This window comes from Holdemania massiliensis (genome assembly GCF_022440805.1).
Lineage (GTDB): Bacteria > Bacillota_I > Bacilli_A > Erysipelotrichales > Erysipelotrichaceae > Holdemania > Holdemania massiliensis_A.
Genome location: NZ_JAKNTK010000001.1, coordinates 2,413,623 through 2,435,343, shown reverse-complemented (window position 1 = coordinate 2,435,343; position 21,721 = coordinate 2,413,623). Strand labels below are relative to the sequence as shown.

Sequence of the window (21,721 nt, the reverse complement as noted above, 5' to 3'; positions counted from 1 at the left end):
GGGCGACTCTATTATAATAAGGATAGAAATTGGGCAGAGCGAAGGAGGAAAAGGTATGATTGATATTCATTGCCATGTGCTGTGGGGTGTGGATGATGCCTCGCAGGATCGGGAAACAACGAAAAATATGCTGCAGATTGCAGTGGAAGATGGGATTGAGGCGATTTTATGTACGCCGCACAGTCTTCCTTATTATAGATATGAGAATGATGCCGAATCATTGAAGGAACCGTTTGCGCAGCTGCAGGCGCTGATCGCTGAGCAGGGTTGGAATCTGGAAGTGAAACTGGGCTGTGAGTTCTTTCTGACCGATGCTTCGCTGGCGTGGATCCGCAGTGGTCGGGCTTTGACCTTGAACAGCTCGCGGCGGCTGTTGATTGAGTTCCCCTGGTATCAGAAGGTACAGCTGGGCAGCAGTGAAACTGAGTTGTTGGAGCAGGTGTTCAGTCAGGGCTATGAGGTGATCATCGCCCATCCGGAACGCTACAAGAGCGTACAGGAAGATTTCTCCATCCTGAAGCGCTGGAGGGCGATGGGGTGTGATTTCCAGGTCAATCGGACTTCCTTAATTCTCAATGACGATCAAAAGCAATGTGAACTGGCCTGGCGAATGGTGGAGGAAGGCTATTGCGACGCGATCGGAACGGATGCGCACCATTGCTGGGGTAAGCGCGTGATCAAGCTGAGCGACATTCAGGAGGAGATTGAACGGCGTTATGATCATCAGACCGCTCTTCTGCTTTGTCATGAGAACGGTCGGCGGCTGATTGCAGGAGAACCGTTAGTTCATCGCGCTTCACGCTAAGTGTGGAATGATGATCTTACAGTAATTGTCTAATGACAGATCCAGGGCCTTTTGATGTTGAAGTCCAGGATCTTTTATTCTGGCCAAATATGTGATTTCAATCTGGTTTAATCGGTTATTTTATTTCTTGCACATCTATCACTAGAAAAAAGAATTTCAGTTTTTCAGAAAAATGAGTGAAATGAGGATTAAGAAGTAAGATAAATGCGGTTTATATGAAAAAGGGAATAAGATCGATACTCTCATAAGCTTAATGAAAGAATGCTTTAGATATGATATAATAGCTCTACTAATCAGCCAAGAAAGGAGTGAATAAAATGAATTATAAATTGATGAATAAGAATGTTGAAGTTTTAGAGTTTTCATATGATGAAGAAACACATTCAGTTATAAAAATTATTCGTGTGATTCAACCTGATTATGCTCCTTTAGGAATTGTTGAATACAAAACAGGTATTACAAGAAAAGCTTTAAATAACTGGTGGAAGGATCGTTCAATTCCAGCCTCTAGAAGTAGATTTAAAGAAGTGATGGAAGAAATGGATATTCATTCTTCCGTAGAATTGCTTGAAAGATGCTTTGGTCTTAGTTTGAGTGATCAATATTGGATTAAGGAAGAAAACTCAGATATTGAATGGAAGGATATTAATTTCTTTGAAAATGATTTTAGTGAAGATATGGGAAAACTATTGATGGGACAGATTAATTATTCTCATAACTTGGATATTTTTAGCCCAGATAATTCAAGCGATGGGAATTTGAAGAAGAAATGGAAAATCATAAATAGTATTCGCTATCTTATTAAAGGGGGAAACAGTTATAATAACCAAGAACCTTTCAACGAGCTTGTTGCTACAAAGCTTTATGTAAGAATTCTTAAGAAGCAAGACTATGTACCTTATAAATTGATTCAAGAAAATGATTTCTATTATTCTGCTTGTCCAACTATGGTCAATACAGATGAAGAATTAGTATCTGCTTTTTATATTGATCGAATAATCAAGCAAAGAGGAAATGATTCATTATATATGCATTTCCTTGAAGCTTGTAAGACGCTTAATATCCCAAATGTTAAATTGCAGATTGATAAAATGATTGTTTGTGATTATATCATTGCCAATTATGATCGTCATTATCGTAATTTTGGAGCCATTCGAAATATCACAACGTTAGAGTGGGTTGGAATTGCACCGATCTTTGATAGTGGAAGCTCACTATGGGCTACTCAGCCAACTTCCGCAATCGGAAGTACATATAAGTGTAAACCATTTAAAACCTCTCCGGAACAACAGTTAGAATTAGTAGAGGATTTGTCTTGGCTTGATATAACAAAGCTTTCGGGTTTTGAACAGGAAGTTGAAGACATCTTTAGAAAGAATCCATTCATGGATGAGGCACGAATTCAAGCCATTGTTCAACAAATAAAACTAAGAATAGCGAAAGTGATTGAAAGGAAGAAACGATTGGAGAAATTCTAAGATATAGGCTTCTATCGATAAAAGTGTTGGGCGTTAAAGTATGGGAGGATGAAAGTCCTTCCTTTTATATTAGAAGTGGATACCCCATATAAGCGTTTGATATCGAAGCTTAAAGTGTAATAAAACAATTATCCTCCGATATAATGATGATGGCCTAACAATTAACAACAAAATTAAGGCGGATATTTGTTAAACAAATGATAAAGACAGTTTATCGCACAACATGGAGGTACATATATCATAATTGTTTATCCCTCACTGCTCGATATTGATGTAAAGCCAATCTTGTTTCATGATATCAGATACTTTCCTGTTTTCATCTCTTATCCTTCTGTACTTCTTAGATTTCATGCACCTTTTACTGAAATTCTTCCAGGGTCAAATATTGCTTATTTTTCTTTTTGACTCAATGAGATAGGAGAAAATTTTTGTTTTTGAACGTTATTCTATAAGTGCATCCATATAAAACACAATAACTGTTATAATAAAGCTAGTTTTAAATAAAACACTATATGAATGAGGAAGAAGGATATGAATGATGTAAAAGAATTGCAATTAAGGATAGATCTTCTTGAAAAGGAAAATCAATATCTTAAAGATTTGTTGAATAAAGCTGGTATTTCTTTTAATAAACCTAGTAAATTAGAAGTGTATCAACAAAATCAAGGTCACTAATTATTCCTAAAATGGGATTTACAGAAAAAGATGCTAACGCATTTTTTAGTATGTTTTGGGGAAGGACTGATGTATATAGTCAAAGAGCAATTTCAAAATCAACAGGAATTGCTAATTATTACTTACAGTGCCATAATTTTTGGAAATATGGGTGTCCCAAGAAAATAGATAAAAAGAAAAAATGTGCTGATTGTAAAAATGCCGTTTTTAAAACACTTGGTAAGGAACAAATTATTGCTCATTTAAAAGGAAATAAAGAAGATGGTACTGATGTAATTGGTATTTATCCCTTATTTCCAGATGAAACATGCCGTTTTATTGTGTTTGATTTTGATAATCATGAGAATGATGTGCAGAAGCATGATTTAGTAAAAATAGATGATACCTGGAAAGAAGAAGTAAATGCGCTAAGAGAAATATGTAAATTGAATGGCATTGACGCTTTAGTTGAACGTTCCAGATCAGGAAGAGGTGCTCATCTGTGGATTTTCTTTGAAAAGAGAATTTCTGCTTTGCTCGCTCGAAAATTTGGAAATGCGTTATTACGGAAAGGTGCAGAATCTGTTAATCTAATATCGTTTCGTTACTACGACCGCTTAATTCCAATGCAAGACCACATGCCTAAAGGCGGTTTTGGTAATTTGATTGCACTTCCTTTACAAGGGCAAGCTTTGAAACAAGGAAATAGCGCTTTTGTTGATGAGAATTGGAATGCATATCCTCATCAATGGAAAGTACTTCTTTCAAAGAAGAAATTGAGCGAAGATTGGATTAAAGAAAAAATTAAAGAATGGAATGTAAGTTGTCCCATTGCTCAAGTTTCGATGTCAGATATTTTAGCGAACAATGATGAGAAGCCTTGGAATATGACCAATCATTTTATTTGTCAGGATGTTGAAGGAAGCATGCAAATAACTCTAGTAAATGCAATTTATATTAATACTGATAATTTAAAGCCAAGAATCCAAAATAGAATTAGAGAAATGGCGGCTTTTAGTAATCCTGTTTTCTATAAAAATCAAGCAATGAATTTATCAAATTTTAATCAAGCAAGATATATTTACTTAGGAAAAGATGTAAAAGGATATATCCGTATTCCTAGAGGTTTATTGGATAATTTAATCGATTCTTGTCATAAAGTAGGTATCCAAATAGATATCCAAGATAAACGATGTAATGGGAAAAAAATTAATGTTGAATTTAATGGACAGTTAAAAGAATCACAAGAAAATGCAATTAAAGCATTAGAGAAAAAAGATACCGGTATTCTAAATGCTGCAACTGCTTTTGGGAAAACGGTTGTATGTTGTAATATGATTGCTCGTAAGAAAGTGAATACATTAATACTTTTACAGTCATCTGCACTCATTGAACAATGGGAGAATGCGTTAAAGCAATTCTTGATGATTGATGAAGAATCACCTACTTATACGACACCTTCTGGAAAAATAAAAACCAGAAAGAGTTTAGTCGGTAAAATTCAAGGCTTTCACGATTCCTCAACAGGTATTATTGATATTGCGATGGTGGGGTCATTATGTAAAAAAGGAGAGTTTCATCCAAAACTAAAAGAATATGGAATGGTTATTTTGGATGAATGTCATCATGCAGCTTCCGATACAATCGTAGATATTTTGCAAGTAGTGACAGCAAAATATGTATACGGTGTTACTGCGACTCCGATTCGTGAAGATGGATTAGAGAAAATCAATTATATGTTATTAGGACCAATACAATTTAAATACACATCAAAAGAAAGGGCGAAAGAACAAGGGATCGAGCACCTGGTTTACCCAAGATTTACAAGAACTGTACTGCCTAAATTTAATCAAGATAAAATACATCCTAATAAAGCCTATGCTATTTTAAGAGATAATAATGATCGAGATGAGATTATTGTAAATGATGTAAAACAGTGTATTGTAAATGGACGGACTCCAGTTATTTTATCTAAATATGTTGATCATTCAGAAAAGTTATTTAATAAGCTTAAAGGCGTTGCAGATCATATTTTTTGGTTATCTGGGGCAAACTCTAAAAAAGAGCATAGAGAAATATTAAAACAAATGAATCTTATACCAAGAAATGAAAGTATGATTTTGGTTGCAACCGGTAGTTTGATTGGAGAGGGGTTTGATTTTCCTCGTTTAGATACACTGATAATGGCAACACCTGTTGCAGGAAAAAGTGTTGTTGAACAATATGCCGGACGATTAAATCGTGATTATGAAGGTAAAAAAGATGTCATTATTTTTGATTATGTAGATGTACATGTTTTAATGTTTGAGAAAATGTACAATAAGCGATTAAAAGCATATAAACAAATTGGCTACTCAATTTGCTCGGAAGAAGTAGTGCTAAAAGTAGATTATCAACTTAACTCCATCTATGATATTGAGAATTACTTTGAAGTTTATAAAAACGACCTCCTCTCTGCAAAAAATGAAATCATTATATCGAGTCCAACAATTAGCAACCAAAAGGTAGAAGAATTTATCGGTTTACTTTATGAAAAACAATTGAATGGATTGAAAGTCGTCGTTGTTACATGGAAACCTGATGAATATAATTTTGGAGATAGTAACTATTGGATGCAACTCCATGAGCGAATGCGTAATGCAGGATTTAAGATGAACCTTGTAGATGAATTTTGCGAGCGTTATTGCATTATAGATAAAGAAATTGTTTGGTATGGTAGCTTAAATTTCTTAGGTAAAGAAGATGTTGAAGATAATCTAATGCGTGTTAGAAGTGAGAGTATAGCTGCAGAACTTTTAGAACTAACTTTTGGAAAAGAAAATGGAGAGGAAATATAGATGCCAGCAGACAATTCTATAACCAAAAAATAAAAAATTACTTTATTTAACAAATGCTAAGTGGCTTGTCAAACCATATTTCTGTTTTATCTGAAAATAGTCGATTGCTGATTGCGGAGATACCATTAGTTCATCGTATTACACGCTGTTGATCTTACACAAATTGTTTAACTGCGGATCCAGGACATTTTGACGGGAAGTCCAGGATCTTTTATTTGGGTCAAATATGTGATTTCATGCTAGTTTAATCGGTTATTTTGATTTCTTTTATATAACGTGCTACTATGAGGCTAAGGAGTACGAAAGGAGAAATCAAAATGGAACAGATTTACAATGGAATGCTGCCGCTCGGTCTTAGCCAACGCTTGAATGAACCGGTTATGATGCTGGAAAAAGGCGAACAGGCCAAACCTCAGCTGTGGGCTGAACAAAGTCCTATGATTGTCTATGACAAGGACTATGGCGGCTACTTGGGTTATGGCTACAATGTAATTACAAAGCGGTATTATAATTCTCTGGATTTATCATTAGGAGCACCGATTCTCAGTCGCGAACCGGCTTCAAAGGCACCGTTAAGAATTCGCGTGGATGAAGGAACCTATGTGGAAACGACAAACATCGCCGCGCTGTATGCGGAAGAGTACAGTCAGAAGGTATCCGCAAAGGCGGGTTTGGGTGTTCAGTCCGGCGCTTTCAAAGCCAGCTTCAACATGGCTTTCACCACGGAGAACAAGGTCAGCTCTTCCAAGAGCTTTGCTACCCGCAGGCATGAGCTGACGCTGAAGCGGGAATATTTTGATTTGGGTGAGATTACCGCTGAGGATCTGAGAAAGGGTTATCTGACCCCGGCTTTCCGCAAGGATGTGAATAATGATCGAATGAGTGCGGAGGAGCTCTTTACGAAATATGGAACGCATCTGCTTTTGGATATCCGCTTAGGCGGACGTATGGAAATGGACTTCATGCATGAGAAAAGCAGCAATGAAACGGAACAATCGCTGACCACTTCGCTGGAAGCCTCCTACATGGCGGTGTCCGGAAACGCTTCGTCAGAATACAAAAAGACGGCTAAGGCCTTCTTTGATTCCAGCACGTTCCACTGCGTGCTGTTAGGCGGAGCGGTGAGTACGAATATCGCCACGATGGAACAAGCCCAGATCGCCTATGATACGTGGATAAAGAGCCTGGATCCAACATTGACCTCAAAGCCTTCACTCGCCTTTATCGGCACAGGCTCCTTGGATAATCCGGTCTCGGTGCTCCCAGTCTGGATGCTGGCGGACAGTTCAACCCGTCAGGCGGCATTAAAGGCTGGTTTTGCGACGCTGCTGGCCAAGAACGGCGGCTACTTTAAGAATCTGCAGGATAAAGTGCTTACGACGTACATGAAGGATATTTTTGTCGGCTACGGTGATACGCCGGATGCTGCAAGAGCGGATGTCTATGCGCAAATGGCTGCTTATGATCCCAAAGCTCCTGAGTTCATCGTCTTCAAAGATCTCAACTGCTCTGCCCGAGGAAAATATGAATATCTGGGCTATACAGTGACCACGGATCTGAAGGAAGCGATTCGCGGAATGCGCGGAGCAACTGATCCTAACGATCGGTGCAGTGATACCTATAACGTAGGCGGATGCACCTACCATCGGCTGCGCCGAGATCTCAACCATGGCGCCGGCGGTCATTATGTTTATCTGTACTGGACTAAGGATGCTGCGGCAGGCAAGCCTTTGCTGGCAGCGGATGTCGAGATCAATTATTCAGGATTTGATCATTATGGTCAGCCAGGCTGGAGCCGGGTACGTCTGATCAACAACGACGGCGATCTCAATACCAATCGCGGCACCGGCGGCAGAACCTATGATATCTTTGTCTGGGTCAACAAGGAGCTCTAATTGATTCCTGAGGAATTCCAAGGATTGGAAAATGGATTAGTCTTGGCATTACAATCGGATATTGACAGCCAGGGCAAAGTTGAGTATACTTTTTGAAGTGATCCTTTAAGAGCGTCCCGTGAGGCGTCTCAAGGAAAATGAATTTGCAACCTCTATTCATTTACTCCTGAACTTAAAGGGTCAGGAGTATTTTTATGAAAGGGGATCTGAATGAAAAAAACAGAAAAGAAAGGCAGTCATCTTGCCGTCAAAATGGCAATTGCCATGGTTTTAGGCTTACTTTGCGGACTCGGCATGCTGATGCTTCGTGAAAATCTCTTGGCCGCAGGTCAGACACAGACCTGGACGACAATCAACAATCTTCTATTTCAGGATATTACCACAGAAGGCGGTAAAAATGCGATTGGTTTGTTTTACATCGTAGGTCAATTATTCGTCAATGCCTTACAGGTCATCATCGTTCCGATGATCTTCTGCTCAATCGCCTTGGCGATCTGTCAGATTACGGATACCCGTAAATTGGGACGTATTTCCAGCAAGACCTTGGGAACGTTCCTGTTGACGACAACTGTTGCTTTGTTAATTGCAGGGGCTGTTGGCTTTGCGGTTTACGCGGCGGGCGCCTTCAATGCGGTGGAGGTCAGTGGGCTGAATGTTTCGACAGGCTCCAGCGGAAGCAATCCGCTCTCGATTCTTTTATCCATTGTTCCAAACAACATGACCAGTGCTTTCTCAACAAACTCGCAGGTTCTGGCTGTTGTATTCCTGGCAGTGGCTACTGGTTTGGGAATCAATGCTTTGGGACATAAGATTACAGTGTTAAAGAAGCTGCTGCAGGAGATCAGTGATCTGATTACCGTCTGCCTGAGCTATGTGATCAACAAGTTTGGTCCGCTGGCGATCTTTGTCCTGCTGACAAGAACCTTTGCGATCTATGGGGTCGATCATCTCAAACCAGCGCTGGCCTACGTGGTGACGACAGTGCTGCTGCTCTTATTCTTTTTGGTTGTCGGGTATGCGGTCTTTGTCGCTGTTTTAGGCCGAATCAATCCGCTGCCGTTTATCAAGAAAATTGCTAAGGTTGCCGTGTTCGGTTTTTCTACCTCTTCCAGCGCTGCGACATTGCCGCTGAATCGGAAGACGGTTACCGAAGAGCTGGGTGTCAGTGATGAGATCGCTTCCTTCACGCTGCCGTTAGGCATGACGGTGAATATGGACGGCACTGCAATTATGCAGGTCATTGCCGCAATCTTTGTCGCTGCTTCCTCAGGATATCAGGTTACCTTCTCCAGCATCGCGGTTATCGCCATTCTGGCATTGATCGCTTCGATCGGAACTCCTGCGGCTCCAGGTGCAGGCGCTGTCATTCTGTTTACGATTCTGACCGGCATGGGTTATACCAATGATGCTGCATTATTGGCCTATTCCTTAATTTTGGCGATTAATCGCCCGATTGAAATGCTGGTTACTTCCTTGAATGTTGTCGGCGATGCCGCTACCTCAGTGATCGTGGCCCGCAGTGAAAAAATGCTGGATGAAAAACAATACAACGCTCAACAGAACTAGCTGATAACGATCTGAGTCAGAGGCTGAAAAAGCTTCTGGCTTTTCTTCTGTTTATGGGTGACAAACAAACGTTTCGGTGCTATTCTATTATTCAGTTTAAGGGGGAGCTTAACAGATGAAGCAGTTTCAGCATCCAACAGTCAATGAGATCACAGAGGGCGTGATCTGGAAGCAGCTGTTGTTATTTTTCTTTCCAATTATGCTTGGTACTTTCTTTCAGCAGCTGTATAATACAGCAGACGCGGTCATTGTCGGCCAGTTTGTCGGCAAAGAGGCTCTGGCCGCTGTCGGCGGCGCGACAGGAACACTGATCAATTTGTTGGTTGGATTTTTCGTTGGTTTGGCTTCCGGTGCTACTGTGATCATTTCTCAATATTATGGGGCGATGAAGATAGAGAAGTCCAGCGATGCTGTCCATACTGCAATTGCAATGTCGTTCGTTGGCGGGGGTATCCTGATGGTGATCGGCATTCTCGGCGCACCGTTGGCTTTAAGAGCCATGGGGACACCGGAGAACATCATGAATTATTCCCTGATCTATATGATCATTTATTTTGTAGGATTGATTCCAAATCTTTTGTATAACGTCGGTTCTGGTATTCTTCGGGCGATTGGGGATTCCAAACGTCCAATGTATTTTCTCATTGTGTGCTGTCTGGCTAATGTCGTTCTTGATTTGATCTTTGTCGTCGTTTTCCAATGGGATGTTTTCGGAGCTGCCGCGGCCACGTGCATCGCTCAGTATATCAGCGGAGGACTGGTCCTTCTCAGCTTATCTCAGGCCGAGGATGAACGTTATCGGCTGATTCGCAAGCGAATCAAGCTGCACTCTGCATTGTTAAAAGAAATTGTTGTTATCGGCATTCCGGCGGGACTGCAGTCAGTGATGTATTCAGTTTCCAATATTGTCATCCAAGCCAGTGTAAATACGTTTGGTACGGATATGATTGCGGCTTATACTGCTTATGGGAAGATCGATGGACTGTTCTGGATGATCATGGGCGCCTTTGGCGTAGCGATCACAACCTTCGTAGGGCAGAATTTTGGCGCCGGTAAAATGGATCGTATTCACAAGAGCGTTAAAGTCTGCTTAGGTATGGCTTTTGGGACTGCTTTTGGCATGAGTGCCATTCTCATGCTGACAAGCCGGGGAATCTATCATTTGTTTACTCAGGATATCGCCGTTGTTGAAGCTGGGATGCAGATGCTGCTGTATCTAGCACCTTATTATTTCACTTACGTTTGTGTCGAAATTCTCTCAGGGGCAGTGCGTGGGACTGGCGATTCCATAATTCCGATGATCATGACCTGTCTTGGCATCTGTGTACTGCGGGTGGTGTGGATCTGGGTTGCCGTTCCTCTCAATCATACGATTGAAAATGTATTATTCAGCTATCCCTTAACCTGGTCATTAACTTCTATTCTCTTTATTCTTTACTATCTGCAGGGTGGCTGGTTAAAACGAAGAATAAAAAAAGAACAACAGAAATCACTGCAAGGTTAAGGATTGTTCATTAAAATAAACGGTTTCAGAATGGCGTTTCCTGTGCTTCTGGTTAGATTTTTAACTTCAGTAAAATAGATCTGTATAAAAAATCGAAGATGAAAATTCTTCGATTTTTTATATTTTCAGAATGTCGTTGAGTACATAAAATGCGTAATTCATTACATTTTAGCAATTAATTTTGGAAGATTACCTACACTTTCATTGACAATCGCCTCTACTGCTTTTATAATGTCTAATGTAAGAAGATAGGCCATTTATTTCCATTTATTACCTTAAAAATGAATGTCAAAAAAGGTGTAGGTTTTCTTACAAATGTGAAAAAAAGATTCTCATTCACAGGCTAGGCCATAAATAGAATTTTAAAGTTTTAATTTTTTTTATGGATTAAATTAAAAGAAAGTTATTCTTCCTCAATGGCTGCAAGGGGCACCTTGGGGAAGGGTTTCATTGGTATGCTTTTCATGAACCCATTTTTTAATATCTGGGTTGGCGAAGCATACCTTTTTTGTTTTATACCAAAGGATGTGACACATTGAAAAAACAAAAAAATACCCACAAGAAAGATAAGAAAACCAGGATTTTATTGATCGTAATTGGCGTTCTTGCTTCTTTAATCTTAATTCTAGTTTTGGGCGGGAATCTCTATATTGATTCCTTATTGAATAGAACAGTCCGTTCAAAGAAACTTTCCAATGAAGATGCTTTAGTTAGCCAAGAAGTCTTAGATCAAGTTAAGAATCATCGCATTGTGAATATCGCCTTATTTGGATCGGATAATGCTAAAAAATCTGAATGGAATGATTACGAGATGGAACGCTCCGATGCTACAAAGATTATCTCTTTAGATTTTGATTCCAAGAAGATAAAAATTACCTCCTTGCAGCGGGATACGCTAGTTTACATTCCAGATCCCTACAATGACTATGATAAACTCAATCATGCGCATTGGCGTGGGGGAGCAGAACTGGCAGTAAAAACATTGAATTATAACTTTGATTTAGATATTACCCAATATGTCGGCTTTAGTTTTGAAGCAATAGAAACGTTAGTTGATTTAGTTGGTGGCATTGATATAACACTCCCCGACGGACTCTTAGCTACACAAGTGATGGATTTAGGGGCGACTCGGGATGGAAATGTTTTTCATTTAAAAGGAAAACAAGCGCTTGGCTATTGTCGTATTCGAAAAGTAGATGATGATTTCCATCGCATGGATCGACAAAACGAAGTCATTCTAAAAGTCTTAGAAAAGTTAGTCAAAAAGAACGTGTTTGAATTAATGGAAATCGTGGATGAAATGCTTCCTTATGTGGAAACCAACTTAACGAATAATGAGATCAAAAATGATATCACTTCTTTGTTAAGTTTTGATTTAAAGCATATTGATCAATTTCAGATTCCATCAAAAGGGATGGATTCGATTGAAAAAGTTATTGAATACAACGGATTCAGCCCAATCTATATGATGGAAAACTATGAGGATCTAGCGAAAGAACTTCATTGGAATATTTATGAAGATGAAAGTTATCAACCTAGTTCCAATATCGTTCAATTAGAAAGAAACATACAAAATCAATTTGGAGGATCCTGAAGATAGGATTCTTTTATATGGAAAAGAGAAAAAAGGGAGATAGAAAATGTACGAGAATGACGAAATTGAAATTGATCTTTCGCGGGTGTTTGAAATTGTTAAAAAGCATTTCAAACCTTTCGTTTTGATCATCTTGGCGACCTCTATTGTCGCTGCTTTAGTAACTTTGTTTCTGATACCAAAGAAGTACACTGCGGAAGCGAAGTTGATTATTGTCCAGAAATCGAATCCAGAGAGTCAACAGATCAGTTACAATGATCTTCAGACATCACAAAAGCTAGTCAATACCTACAGTGAAATCCTAAAGAGTGAAGCGATTAGTGATGAAGTCATTCAAAATCTGAAGTTGGATGATTTAGATACAGAAGGGTATCAGAAGATTGTCAAGATCAGTTCGGTGAAGGATACGGAAGTCATCACCGTCGCGGTTACCTCAAAAGATCCTCAAGAGGCGGCAACGATTGCGAATGAAATTGTTCGAGTATTTCAAGATAAGATCTATTCCATAATGAATATTGAAAATGTCACTGTTCTAAATTCCGCCAAAGTACCTGAGAAGAAATCCAGTCCATCGAATTTAACAAACATATTCATCGGATTTTTAATTGGTTTTGTTATTGATGGCTGTATTGTGGTATATCTTTTGCTCAATGACAGGAATATTCGAACCGAAGAAGAAATGAAACAAATCTTTGATTATCCGATTATTGGTTTGATTCCAGATATGAATGCAGGGGGGACTGAATAATGTTGCGAGTAGGAGATGAACTGATTACATTAACGGATCCTGATGCACCTGCATCAGAAGCCTATCGTACGTTAAGAACGAATATCTTGATGCGCAATTTTGACAAAGATATGAAAGTAATTAATATCATATCTACAACAGCGCAGGAAGGAAAAAGTACTTGTGTCTTAAATTTGGCCATGGTTTATGCTCAACTTCAAAAGAAAGTCTTGGTGATAGACTTAGATTTAAGAATGCCTACGATCCATAAGAAGCTGAAGTTGAAAAACAAAAAGGGTATTTCAGATATTATAGGTCATCAGGCCGAGTTTGAAGAGGTTGTGTTACAACCTTACGAACATGTCGATGTGATTACCGCGGGGACAAAGATCCCCTTTGCTTCGGAGTTCATTCAGTCGAATGCTTTAAAAGAATTCATTGACGTGCGAAGAGAAGAGTATGATTTGATTCTATTGGACTGTCCGCCAGTGGGCTTAGTCACCGATGGTGTGGTAGCGGCCAGTTATTGTGATGGAACAATTCTTGTCTGTGCTTCCAATCGCAATGACCGTAAGGAATTACTAAGAGTGAAGGATCAGTTAGAACAGACCCAAGTCAACGTGATTGGCATTGTCATGACGATGATGCCAGTTCAGAAGAAGTATTATAACAGCTATGGCTATCGTTACAGTGACAGTCAGAAGAAAACGACAAATAAAAAGAAACAAACGAATTTGTTAAGTTCATTGAATAAGAAAAGCGGCAAAAAGAAATGATTGACATTCATAGCCATTTAGTACCTGGAGTGGATGATGGTAGTCAAAGCTTAGAAGAATCCTTAGCTTTATTAAAACAAGCCGAGGAAGATGGGATCACAGAGTTGATTACGACACCTCACTATATGAAGAATGGCGAGTATCGGATTAAAGCCTCAGAATTAGTGAAACGCTTCAATGAACTAAAGCAAGCTTACCAAGGTTCAATTAAGCTTCACTTAGGGAATGAACTTTATATTCACCCTGATTTGCCAGAATTATTGGAACAGGGAGACATCTTAACCTTGGCAGAATCCAAAACCATTCTCGTTGAATTTCCATTTCAGAGTTACAAGAATGAATATGATGAGATTCTCTATGAATTGTCATTGAAGTATCAAATTATCATCGCGCATCCTGAACGTTATCGTTATGTTCAAGAAGATCCTAACTTTTGCTTGCGCTGGCTGAAGGAAGGTTATTTACTTCAATCAAATCAGAATAGTTTGTTTAAGAAGGAAACGAAGAGAATCTTGTTTTCTATGATTGAACATGGATTTGTCAGCTTTATTGCGAGTGATGCTCACAATAAATATCGACCACTAATCTTAAAGGAAGCCTATGATATACTTGAAGAAGAATTTGGAGAGAGCATCGCAAAGCAACTGACAGAAGAGAATCCAGGGAAACTTCTGATTAACGAAGACATCCGAGTAGAATATGAAGAAATAGAGAAAAAGAAGAAACGATTTTTGTGGTTTTGACAAAAGTCGTTTTTTAGTTGGGGAAAAGGGGGAGAGAAAAAATGCAGGAAAGAAAACGAAAGATTGAACACTGGCATGTCATCTCTTTGTACCTGATTGTTTATGATGCTTTCACCGTGAACTTAGCATATCTGCTTGCCTTATGGTTTCGCTTTGATTGTCAGTTTACAAGGATTCCTCGGAGTTACTTAAATGCATGGATGCAATTTGTTCCTGTTTATACAGTGATCTGTTTAATTATCTTTTTTAGCTTGAAGCTTTATCGCAGTTTATGGCGTTTTGCGGGATACAGTGAACTGTTAAGAGTCACAGCCGCGACGATAGTGACTGGAATTCTTCATGCTTTAGGAATCATGACGTTCTTTCAGCCGATGCCCATGTCGTATTACTTGTTTGGGATGATTATCCAATTCTGTTTAACCATTGGAATTCGGTTCTCTTATCGGTTTGTTTTATTAGAAAGAAGTCGTCGAGAAAAAGCCCATAAAAGGAAACAAGAGAAGAACATCATGTTGATTGGAGCGGGGGATGCTGGACGACTGATCTTACGAGATGTTCAACGAACGGAATTTGATGTCGGCAAGGTTCAATGCATCATTGATGACAATCCAAATAAATGGGGTCGCTTTATTGACGGAGTTCCGATTGTCGGAGGCCGGGATGATATCTTAGTCAATGTCGAGAAGTATGAAATCCAACAGATTCTGGTGGCCATTCCAAGTGCCAAAGCAGAAGCAAAACGGGATATTCTGAACATCTGTAAAGAAACCGGCTGTGAGCTGAAGATGCTTCCGGGAATCTACCAGATGGTCAATGGCGATGTCGCTTTTTCTAAGATGAAAGAAGTAGCTGTGGAAGATCTTTTAGGAAGAGAACCGATTCAAGTCAATATGGATGAAATCTTTGGACACTTAAAAGGGAAAACGATCTTAGTCACGGGTGGTGGAGGATCCATTGGCAGCGAGTTGTGCCGACAGATTGCAGGCCATCATCCTCAACAACTCATTCTTTTTGAAATCTATGAAAACAATGCTTATGACATTGAACAGGAATTGAAGCGGAAATATCCAGAGTTAAACTTGATTGTCTTAATTGGCTCTGTCAGAGACAGCCGGAGAATTGACAGTGTCTTTGAGACTTATAAACCGGATATCGTCTATCATGCGGCAGCACATAAACATGTGCCATTGATGGAAGGGAGCCCCAATGAAGCCATAAAAAACAATGTCATTGGTACATATAAGACAGCTTATGCAGCATTAAAGAATGGATGCCAACGATTTGTCCTTATCAGTACCGACAAAGCAGTGAATCCTACGAATATTATGGGTGCGAGTAAGCGATTGTGTGAGATGGTGATTCAGAGTATGAACCAGATCAGTCAGACGGGAAGTTATCAGTTTCTTCCTCAACTTTGGTCACATACCTGGAATCCAATCCAAGAGATTCAAGAAAATAAGATTAAAACTGAGTTTGTGGCAGTGCGCTTTGGGAATGTATTAGGAAGCAACGGATCAGTAATCCCTTTGTTTAAGAAACAAATCGCAGAAGGTGGACCGGTGACGGTAACACATCCGGATATTATTCGATACTTCATGACGATTCCGGAAGCTGTGAGCTTGGTGTTACAAGCCGGAACGTATGCTAAGGGAGGAGAAATCTTTGTTTTGGATATGGGAGATCCTGTGAAGATTGACACCTTGGCAAGAAATCTGATTAAGCTATCGGGTTATAAGCCGAATGTGGATATTAAGATCGAGTATACAGGTTTAAGACCCGGTGAGAAATTATACGAAGAGAAACTGATGGCAGAAGAAGGGTTACAAACAACCCCGAATCAACTGATTCATATCGCAAAACCAATTGCTTTTGACGTGGAACAGTTTATGAATCAAGTGGAGATCTTATCAGAAGCCAGTTATACAAACAGTTCAACAATTAAACAGCTAGTTTCTGAAATCATCCCAACCTATCATCCTGAAAAGAAGCAGGATGAGATTGAGAAAAGAAGAATACAAAAGCTGAGTAAAGAGAAAAAAGAAGCTGTTAAAATAACGAATGACTAAGAAAGAAAATTAGAAATGGAATTATTTAAGGAAAGAATTTGCCTTTTACTAATACTGTGATGTAAAAAATTCAATCTGCCGAAAAAACATAAAATTGAATGTGCATTTTAGAAAATATACTAAGCTAAAAATAGTACATTCTCGAGTATATCTTTATCAATACACTATTTACTATATTGCTTATTTGTAATAGAAAAAAGTATTAAGAAATATAAAATCACTGAAATTTAAGTAGAAAGGAGTTCGAATATGTTTTTAAAATTAATGTATATAACAAATGATCTATCTATAGCGCTTATTGCGCAAAAATATGGTATTGATAGAATTTGGATTGATTTAGAAACACTTGGCAAAGAAGCACGACAGAAGGGACAAGATTCTGTGAAGTCTCATCATAAAGTGAGTGATATATCAAAAATAGCTCCTTATTTGGAGACTTCGGAAATGTTAGTAAGAATTAACCCATGGAATGCTAACTCTGTATACGAAATTAATTCTGTAATTAAAGCTGGAGCAGATATAATAATGCTACCTTATTGGAAAACAGTAAGGGAAGTTGAATTATTTATTAAGACGTTAAATAGACGATGTAAATCTATGCTATTATTAGAGACAAAAGAAGCTGAGGCATGTTTGGATGAGGTATTAGAGATTGAGGGCATAGATGAAATTCACATAGGATTAAATGATCTTCATCTCTCTCATAACTTATCATTTATGTTTGAGTTACTCATGAATGGAACTGTAGAAAATCTTTGTGAAAAAATTAAGTCTAAAGGTTTACCTTATGGATTTGGAGGAATTGCACGGCTTGGTTGTGGGGAACTACCAGCAGAAAATATAATAAAAGAACATTACCGTTTAGGATCAACCAGAGCTATTCTTTCAAGAAGCTTTTGTAATGTGGCTGATTATTCAAGCCTTAGTGAAATTGATTCTTTGTTTCGAAAAGAAATAACAAAGATAAGGGAATATGAAGCCTTGGTTTCAAAACTTTCATCCTTTGATTTAATGGATAATCAATTACAAGTAAAAGAGATTGTTGACAAGATTGTTAAAAAGAAAACGGAGGTGATAATCTCATGAAGCATACATTTTATAAATGCCAAGGGAAGCGGATTTTAGATGTTTTTTTTTCTGCTTTATTATTGCTGATATTATGGCCTGTTTTAATTGTTATCGCTATTATTGTTAAATTAGATTCTAAAGGGCCTGCTATATTTATACAGAAAAGACTTACACTTTATGGAAAGTCCTTTAATATGTTAAAATTTCGTACAATGATTGTTAATGCAGAAGGTCAAGGTACAGGAGCGTATTCGTTTCACAATGATCCAAGAATTACAAAGATAGGATACATACTTAGAAAATTTAGTCTTGACGAGCTTCTACAGCTGATTAATATATTTAAAGGCGATATGTCTTTTGTAGGACCCAGACCTGTTCTTACATATCATCCTTGTACTTACGAAGAGTATACAGAAGAAGAAAAACAAGTTTTTACAGTAAGGCCAGGTATAACCGGATGGGCACAAATAAATGGTAGGAATAGTGTCGATTGGATTCAACGGTTTCAATTAAATGAATGGTATGTAGCTCATGTTTCATTTTTTCTAGATATAAGAATAATTTTCGGTACAATAAGACAGATTTTCAAAACAAAAGAAACTATAATTCAAGCTGAAACAGCAAAAAGCTTTAAAGAACGAAGAATTCTTCAGCAGGTCGAAAATAATGATGAAACGATGTAATGAGGATTTTATTCGTGAAAAAGCTTTAAAGCTACTTATTTCTAGAGAAATGCCAGTAGAAGATGCAAGGATATTTATAGATTCTATGATTTCAGCTGATTTGTGTGGGATATCTACACATGGTATCCGAATGCTTCCAATATATGTAGAAAAAATTGAAAAGGGTAATTATTCATATGAGGAAATAGAGATCAAAAAACAGTTTCCTGCGTTTACGATTATTAACTCAAAGAATACAATTGGAGCTATTTCTGCAAATAAGGCAACTGATATTGCAATTGAAAAAGCAAAAACAGAGGGTATTCATACTGTTTTTGCTTATAATTCCAATACATTTGGATCAGGCCTTTATTTTGTTGAAAAAATTGCAAATGCTGGACAGATTGGTTTCATTTGCTGTAACTCTCCCGCGGCAATGCCAGCATTTAATGGACTTGAGGCTATGTTAGGTACAAATCCTCTTGCTTTTGCAAGTCCCTCTAAATCCTATGGAAATATCACTCTAGATATGGCAACGAGTGTTGTAGCTAAATCAAAATTTGGATTGGCCAAAGCAAATGGAGAAAAATTAGAGAGCGGATGGGCTATAGATAAAGAAGGTAATCCAACAATAGATCCTGATGAAGCGATGTCAGGCTTTGTTTTACCTACAGGAGGATTTAAAGGCTATGGCATTGCCATGATAATTGATATACTATCAGGTTTTTTGTCCGGAGCGGCTTATTTAAATAAAGTAAGAAAATTCTATTCTGAAAGTGGAGATTGCATGAATGTAGGGCATTTAATAATAGCGATAAATCCTGAAATCATTTATGAAGGTGATTTTAAATCAGATATGGACAGATATATTGAAATTTTAAAAAATTCCAATACTGTAAAAGGAAAGGAAATAGTAATCCCAGGAGATAGAAGCAAAAGCAGGAAGTTAGAAAATAAGAAACTAGGAATTATTCTATCAGATGAAGTTATTAGAAAGTTAGAGTACCTATTTGATGAGAAAATGGAATATGCCTAAGATTAGTTCATATACATACAAATGAAAGGAATTGACTCAATGAAATGAAAAAGGTGGAAACATTAAGAGAATTACAGTTAATTAGTATTTATATTTATAAAGATTTGCTAACATTCTGTAATATGCATAAATTACGAGTATATTTACATGGAGGATCTTTAATTGGTGCGGTTCGTCATAAAGGATACATACCTTGGGACGATGATATTGATGTATGCATGAGTAGACCAGATTATGAAAAAATGTTAAGTATATCTGATGGTAAGATTTCAGATTGTTGTACATTAATTGATCCTGAAGCAGATAAGAATTTTAACGGATATATACCGGTTATCGTTTATAATATATCAAAGTTGGAATCTAGGCAATATAGGACTGAAGAAGATTTGAAGATTGGGATTAGTATTTTTGTATTCGATGGTATTTCTAGTAATTTCTTTAAACAAAAATTATATTATACATATATGTTTATACTTAGAGCTGAGCATGCATTATGTCGAGCTGACTTTAATTATGTTAATACAAAGTTAGCTAAGAAATTTGGCCCTTTTTTACAAAAATTTTATAAGAAATCTAACGTGAAAAAATATAAAATGAAAATAATAAAATTTCAAAAACGATATTCATATAATCAGTCTGAATTTGTTTCAACAAATGCAGATTATCAAGCTTCCAAAGAGGTTTGTAAAAAGATTGACTTTGAAACGGCTATTCCAGTAATTTTTGAAGGTATCGAGAGTTCAGCTTTCAGCCATTATGATTTACATTTACAAAAATATTATGGAAATTATATGGAACTTCCTTCTGAAAATCAACGAAATGCAAAGCATAATTTTAATGCCTGGATAGATGATAGATTCATTTTTTAGACAATATGTGGAAAGTGAGCAAATGTAAACAATTTTTGTAGTATAAAAATAACTTTTTTAAATCTAAGTAAACTTCCAGCTGACCTCAAATTTATAAAATTCATGACATTGTAGCCTTATTTGTAATTCAGTGATTTAGGAAGAAGCATCTATAAATTTCATTTATGCTAGCTGAGTTTTTTTGTTTACTAAAACGATATTATATCGAGAAAGTTAACTATGATTAGTGATATGAAGGATAAAAAAGAATATTATAAATATTTGACGACTATGTACGATGAAAAAAATGTAAATTAAGGAAGGAGAATGTTGTGAAAAAGAAATTGATACTTATAAATTCTTGTAAAGGTTTATATGGAGGCGTTGAGTCTTTTTTATTGAATATATTTAATAACTTAGATCTTGAGAGATATGATGTTACCTTTTTAACCTGCGGAAAGACAACTTATAATATGTATAAAAAGGAAATAATTGAAAAAGGAGGCTGTGTAGAAGAAATTCCTATTTATGCAAACTCTATAAAAAAACAAGCACGGCTTTATTATGAGTTATATAAATATTATAAGAGAAAAAATCCGGATATTGTTCATATTAACAGCGGAGGACTTTCTTTTCACTTTCTTGCTGCACGTGCTGCAAAGAAAGCGGGCATTAAATCAATTATACTTCACTCACATAATTTTATTCCTCAAGAGAATAGAATACGAAATAAAATAAAAAGTATAGTAAAATTTAAACTAGTGCACTATGGTACAAGGTTTCTAGCCTGTTCTAAGGGGGCTGCAAAGTGGATATTTCCTGATTCTTTAGTAGAAAAAAATATGGTAGAGATCATTCCTAATGGTATTGATACAAAAAAGTTTGCATTTGATACTACGAAGAGAAAAAATTTTAGATTAGAGTTAGGTCTTACAGATGAATTGATAATTGGTAATATCGGAAGATTTCAGCCTCAAAAAAATCATAAATTTATGATTAAAGTAATGAAGGAAGTCGTTAAATTACAACCAAAAGCAAGATTGCTCTTAGTAGGTGAAGGTGAGCTGAAAAATGAAATAAGAAAAGACATTCATATTGCTAATCTTGATGATAATGTTATATTTTTAGGTGAAAGAAAAGATATGGCATCATTTTTATCTGCCATTGACATATTTATATTGCCCTCTCTTCACGAAGGATTTCCAATTTCTGCAATAGAAGCACAAACGTCTGGAGCTAAAGTAATTCTTGCTGATACAATAACTAGCGAAACCAATATTACTGGAGAAGCTATTTTTTTATCAATATCTGAATGTGATGCTGAACGGAGATGGTCAGATATAATATGTGATAATACAGCAAATTTAGATCGCACAATCCAGAAAGACGTTGTTAAAGACGCAGGATACGATGTTTCGGCATACTGTGAACGAATAAAACAGATTTATAATGGTGAATGAAA

Annotated in this window: 17 protein-coding genes; all 17 read left to right on the top strand. The window is 37.3% G+C overall.

Going from position 1 to position 21,721, the window contains the following annotated elements; all coding sequences use genetic code 11:
- Window positions 1-55 precede the first annotated feature (55 nt).
- The 17 genes from MCG46_RS11210 to MCG46_RS11130 all read left to right on the top strand — a co-directional run bounded on the left by MCG46_RS11210 (window position 56) and on the right by MCG46_RS11130 (window position 21,719).
- Window positions 56-805: a tyrosine-protein phosphatase gene (locus MCG46_RS11210; protein ID WP_240280088.1), complete on the top strand. Its 750-nt coding sequence runs from the start codon at window positions 56-58 to the stop codon at window positions 803-805.
- 317 nt (window positions 806-1,122) lie between these two features.
- Window positions 1,123-2,283 carry a hypothetical protein gene (locus tag MCG46_RS11205; protein WP_240280087.1) on the top strand — a complete coding sequence of 387 codons (1,161 nt, stop codon included), beginning with the start codon at window positions 1,123-1,125 and terminating at the stop codon, window positions 2,281-2,283.
- Window positions 2,284-2,814: 531 nt separating this feature from the next.
- On the top strand, window positions 2,815-2,958 hold the full coding sequence (locus tag MCG46_RS11200; RefSeq protein WP_240280086.1) for a hypothetical protein: 144 nt from the start codon (window positions 2,815-2,817) through the stop codon (window positions 2,956-2,958).
- Between the two features lie 11 nt (window positions 2,959-2,969).
- Window positions 2,970-5,774 carry a TOTE conflict system archaeo-eukaryotic primase domain-containing protein gene (locus tag MCG46_RS11195; protein ID WP_240280085.1) on the top strand — a complete coding sequence of 935 codons (2,805 nt, stop codon included), beginning with the start codon at window positions 2,970-2,972 and terminating at the stop codon, window positions 5,772-5,774.
- A gap of 317 nt (window positions 5,775-6,091) precedes the next feature.
- On the top strand, window positions 6,092-7,669 hold the full coding sequence (locus MCG46_RS11190) for an MAC/perforin domain-containing protein (protein WP_240280084.1): 1,578 nt from the start codon (window positions 6,092-6,094) through the stop codon (window positions 7,667-7,669).
- Between the two features lie 210 nt (window positions 7,670-7,879).
- Window positions 7,880-9,235 carry a dicarboxylate/amino acid:cation symporter gene (locus tag MCG46_RS11185; RefSeq protein WP_240280083.1) on the top strand — a complete coding sequence of 452 codons (1,356 nt, stop codon included), beginning with the start codon at window positions 7,880-7,882 and terminating at the stop codon, window positions 9,233-9,235.
- 115 nt (window positions 9,236-9,350) lie between these two features.
- Window positions 9,351-10,739 carry an MATE family efflux transporter gene (locus tag MCG46_RS11180; RefSeq protein ID WP_240280082.1) on the top strand — a complete coding sequence of 463 codons (1,389 nt, stop codon included), beginning with the start codon at window positions 9,351-9,353 and terminating at the stop codon, window positions 10,737-10,739.
- Between the two features lie 535 nt (window positions 10,740-11,274).
- Complete coding sequence (locus tag MCG46_RS11175; RefSeq protein WP_240280081.1) at window positions 11,275-12,333, top strand: LCP family protein; 1,059 nt, start codon at window positions 11,275-11,277, stop codon at window positions 12,331-12,333.
- Between the two features lie 46 nt (window positions 12,334-12,379).
- Entirely contained in the window at window positions 12,380-13,081 is a 702-nt protein-coding gene (locus MCG46_RS11170; protein WP_240280080.1) for a YveK family protein, read from the top strand.
- Window positions 13,081-13,836 carry a CpsD/CapB family tyrosine-protein kinase gene (locus tag MCG46_RS11165; protein WP_240280079.1) on the top strand — a complete coding sequence of 252 codons (756 nt, stop codon included), beginning with the start codon at window positions 13,081-13,083 and terminating at the stop codon, window positions 13,834-13,836. The genes MCG46_RS11170 and MCG46_RS11165 overlap by 1 nt, the downstream gene beginning before the upstream one ends.
- Complete coding sequence (locus MCG46_RS11160; RefSeq protein ID WP_240280078.1) at window positions 13,833-14,579, top strand: tyrosine-protein phosphatase; 747 nt, start codon at window positions 13,833-13,835, stop codon at window positions 14,577-14,579. The genes MCG46_RS11165 and MCG46_RS11160 overlap by 4 nt, the downstream gene beginning before the upstream one ends.
- 41 nt (window positions 14,580-14,620) lie before the next feature.
- Window positions 14,621-16,645 (top strand): nucleoside-diphosphate sugar epimerase/dehydratase, encoded by a 2,025-nt coding sequence (locus MCG46_RS11155; RefSeq protein ID WP_240280077.1) that lies wholly within the window; start codon window positions 14,621-14,623, stop codon window positions 16,643-16,645.
- 249 nt (window positions 16,646-16,894) lie between these two features.
- Entirely contained in the window at window positions 16,895-17,731 is an 837-nt protein-coding gene (locus MCG46_RS11150; protein ID WP_240280076.1) for an aldolase/citrate lyase family protein, read from the top strand.
- Window positions 17,728-18,396: a sugar transferase gene (locus tag MCG46_RS11145; RefSeq protein ID WP_240280075.1), complete on the top strand. Its 669-nt coding sequence runs from the start codon at window positions 17,728-17,730 to the stop codon at window positions 18,394-18,396. The genes MCG46_RS11150 and MCG46_RS11145 overlap by 4 nt, the downstream gene beginning before the upstream one ends.
- On the top strand, window positions 18,380-19,411 hold the full coding sequence (locus tag MCG46_RS11140; RefSeq protein ID WP_240280074.1) for an Ldh family oxidoreductase: 1,032 nt from the start codon (window positions 18,380-18,382) through the stop codon (window positions 19,409-19,411). The genes MCG46_RS11145 and MCG46_RS11140 overlap by 17 nt, the downstream gene beginning before the upstream one ends.
- 53 nt (window positions 19,412-19,464) lie before the next feature.
- Window positions 19,465-20,280, top strand: coding sequence for a LicD family protein (locus MCG46_RS11135; protein ID WP_240280073.1), 816 nt, complete (start codon window positions 19,465-19,467; stop codon window positions 20,278-20,280).
- 311 nt (window positions 20,281-20,591) lie between these two features.
- Window positions 20,592-21,719 (top strand): glycosyltransferase, encoded by a 1,128-nt coding sequence (locus MCG46_RS11130; protein ID WP_240280072.1) that lies wholly within the window; start codon window positions 20,592-20,594, stop codon window positions 21,717-21,719.
- The last annotated feature ends 2 nt before the right edge of the window (window positions 21,720-21,721 follow it).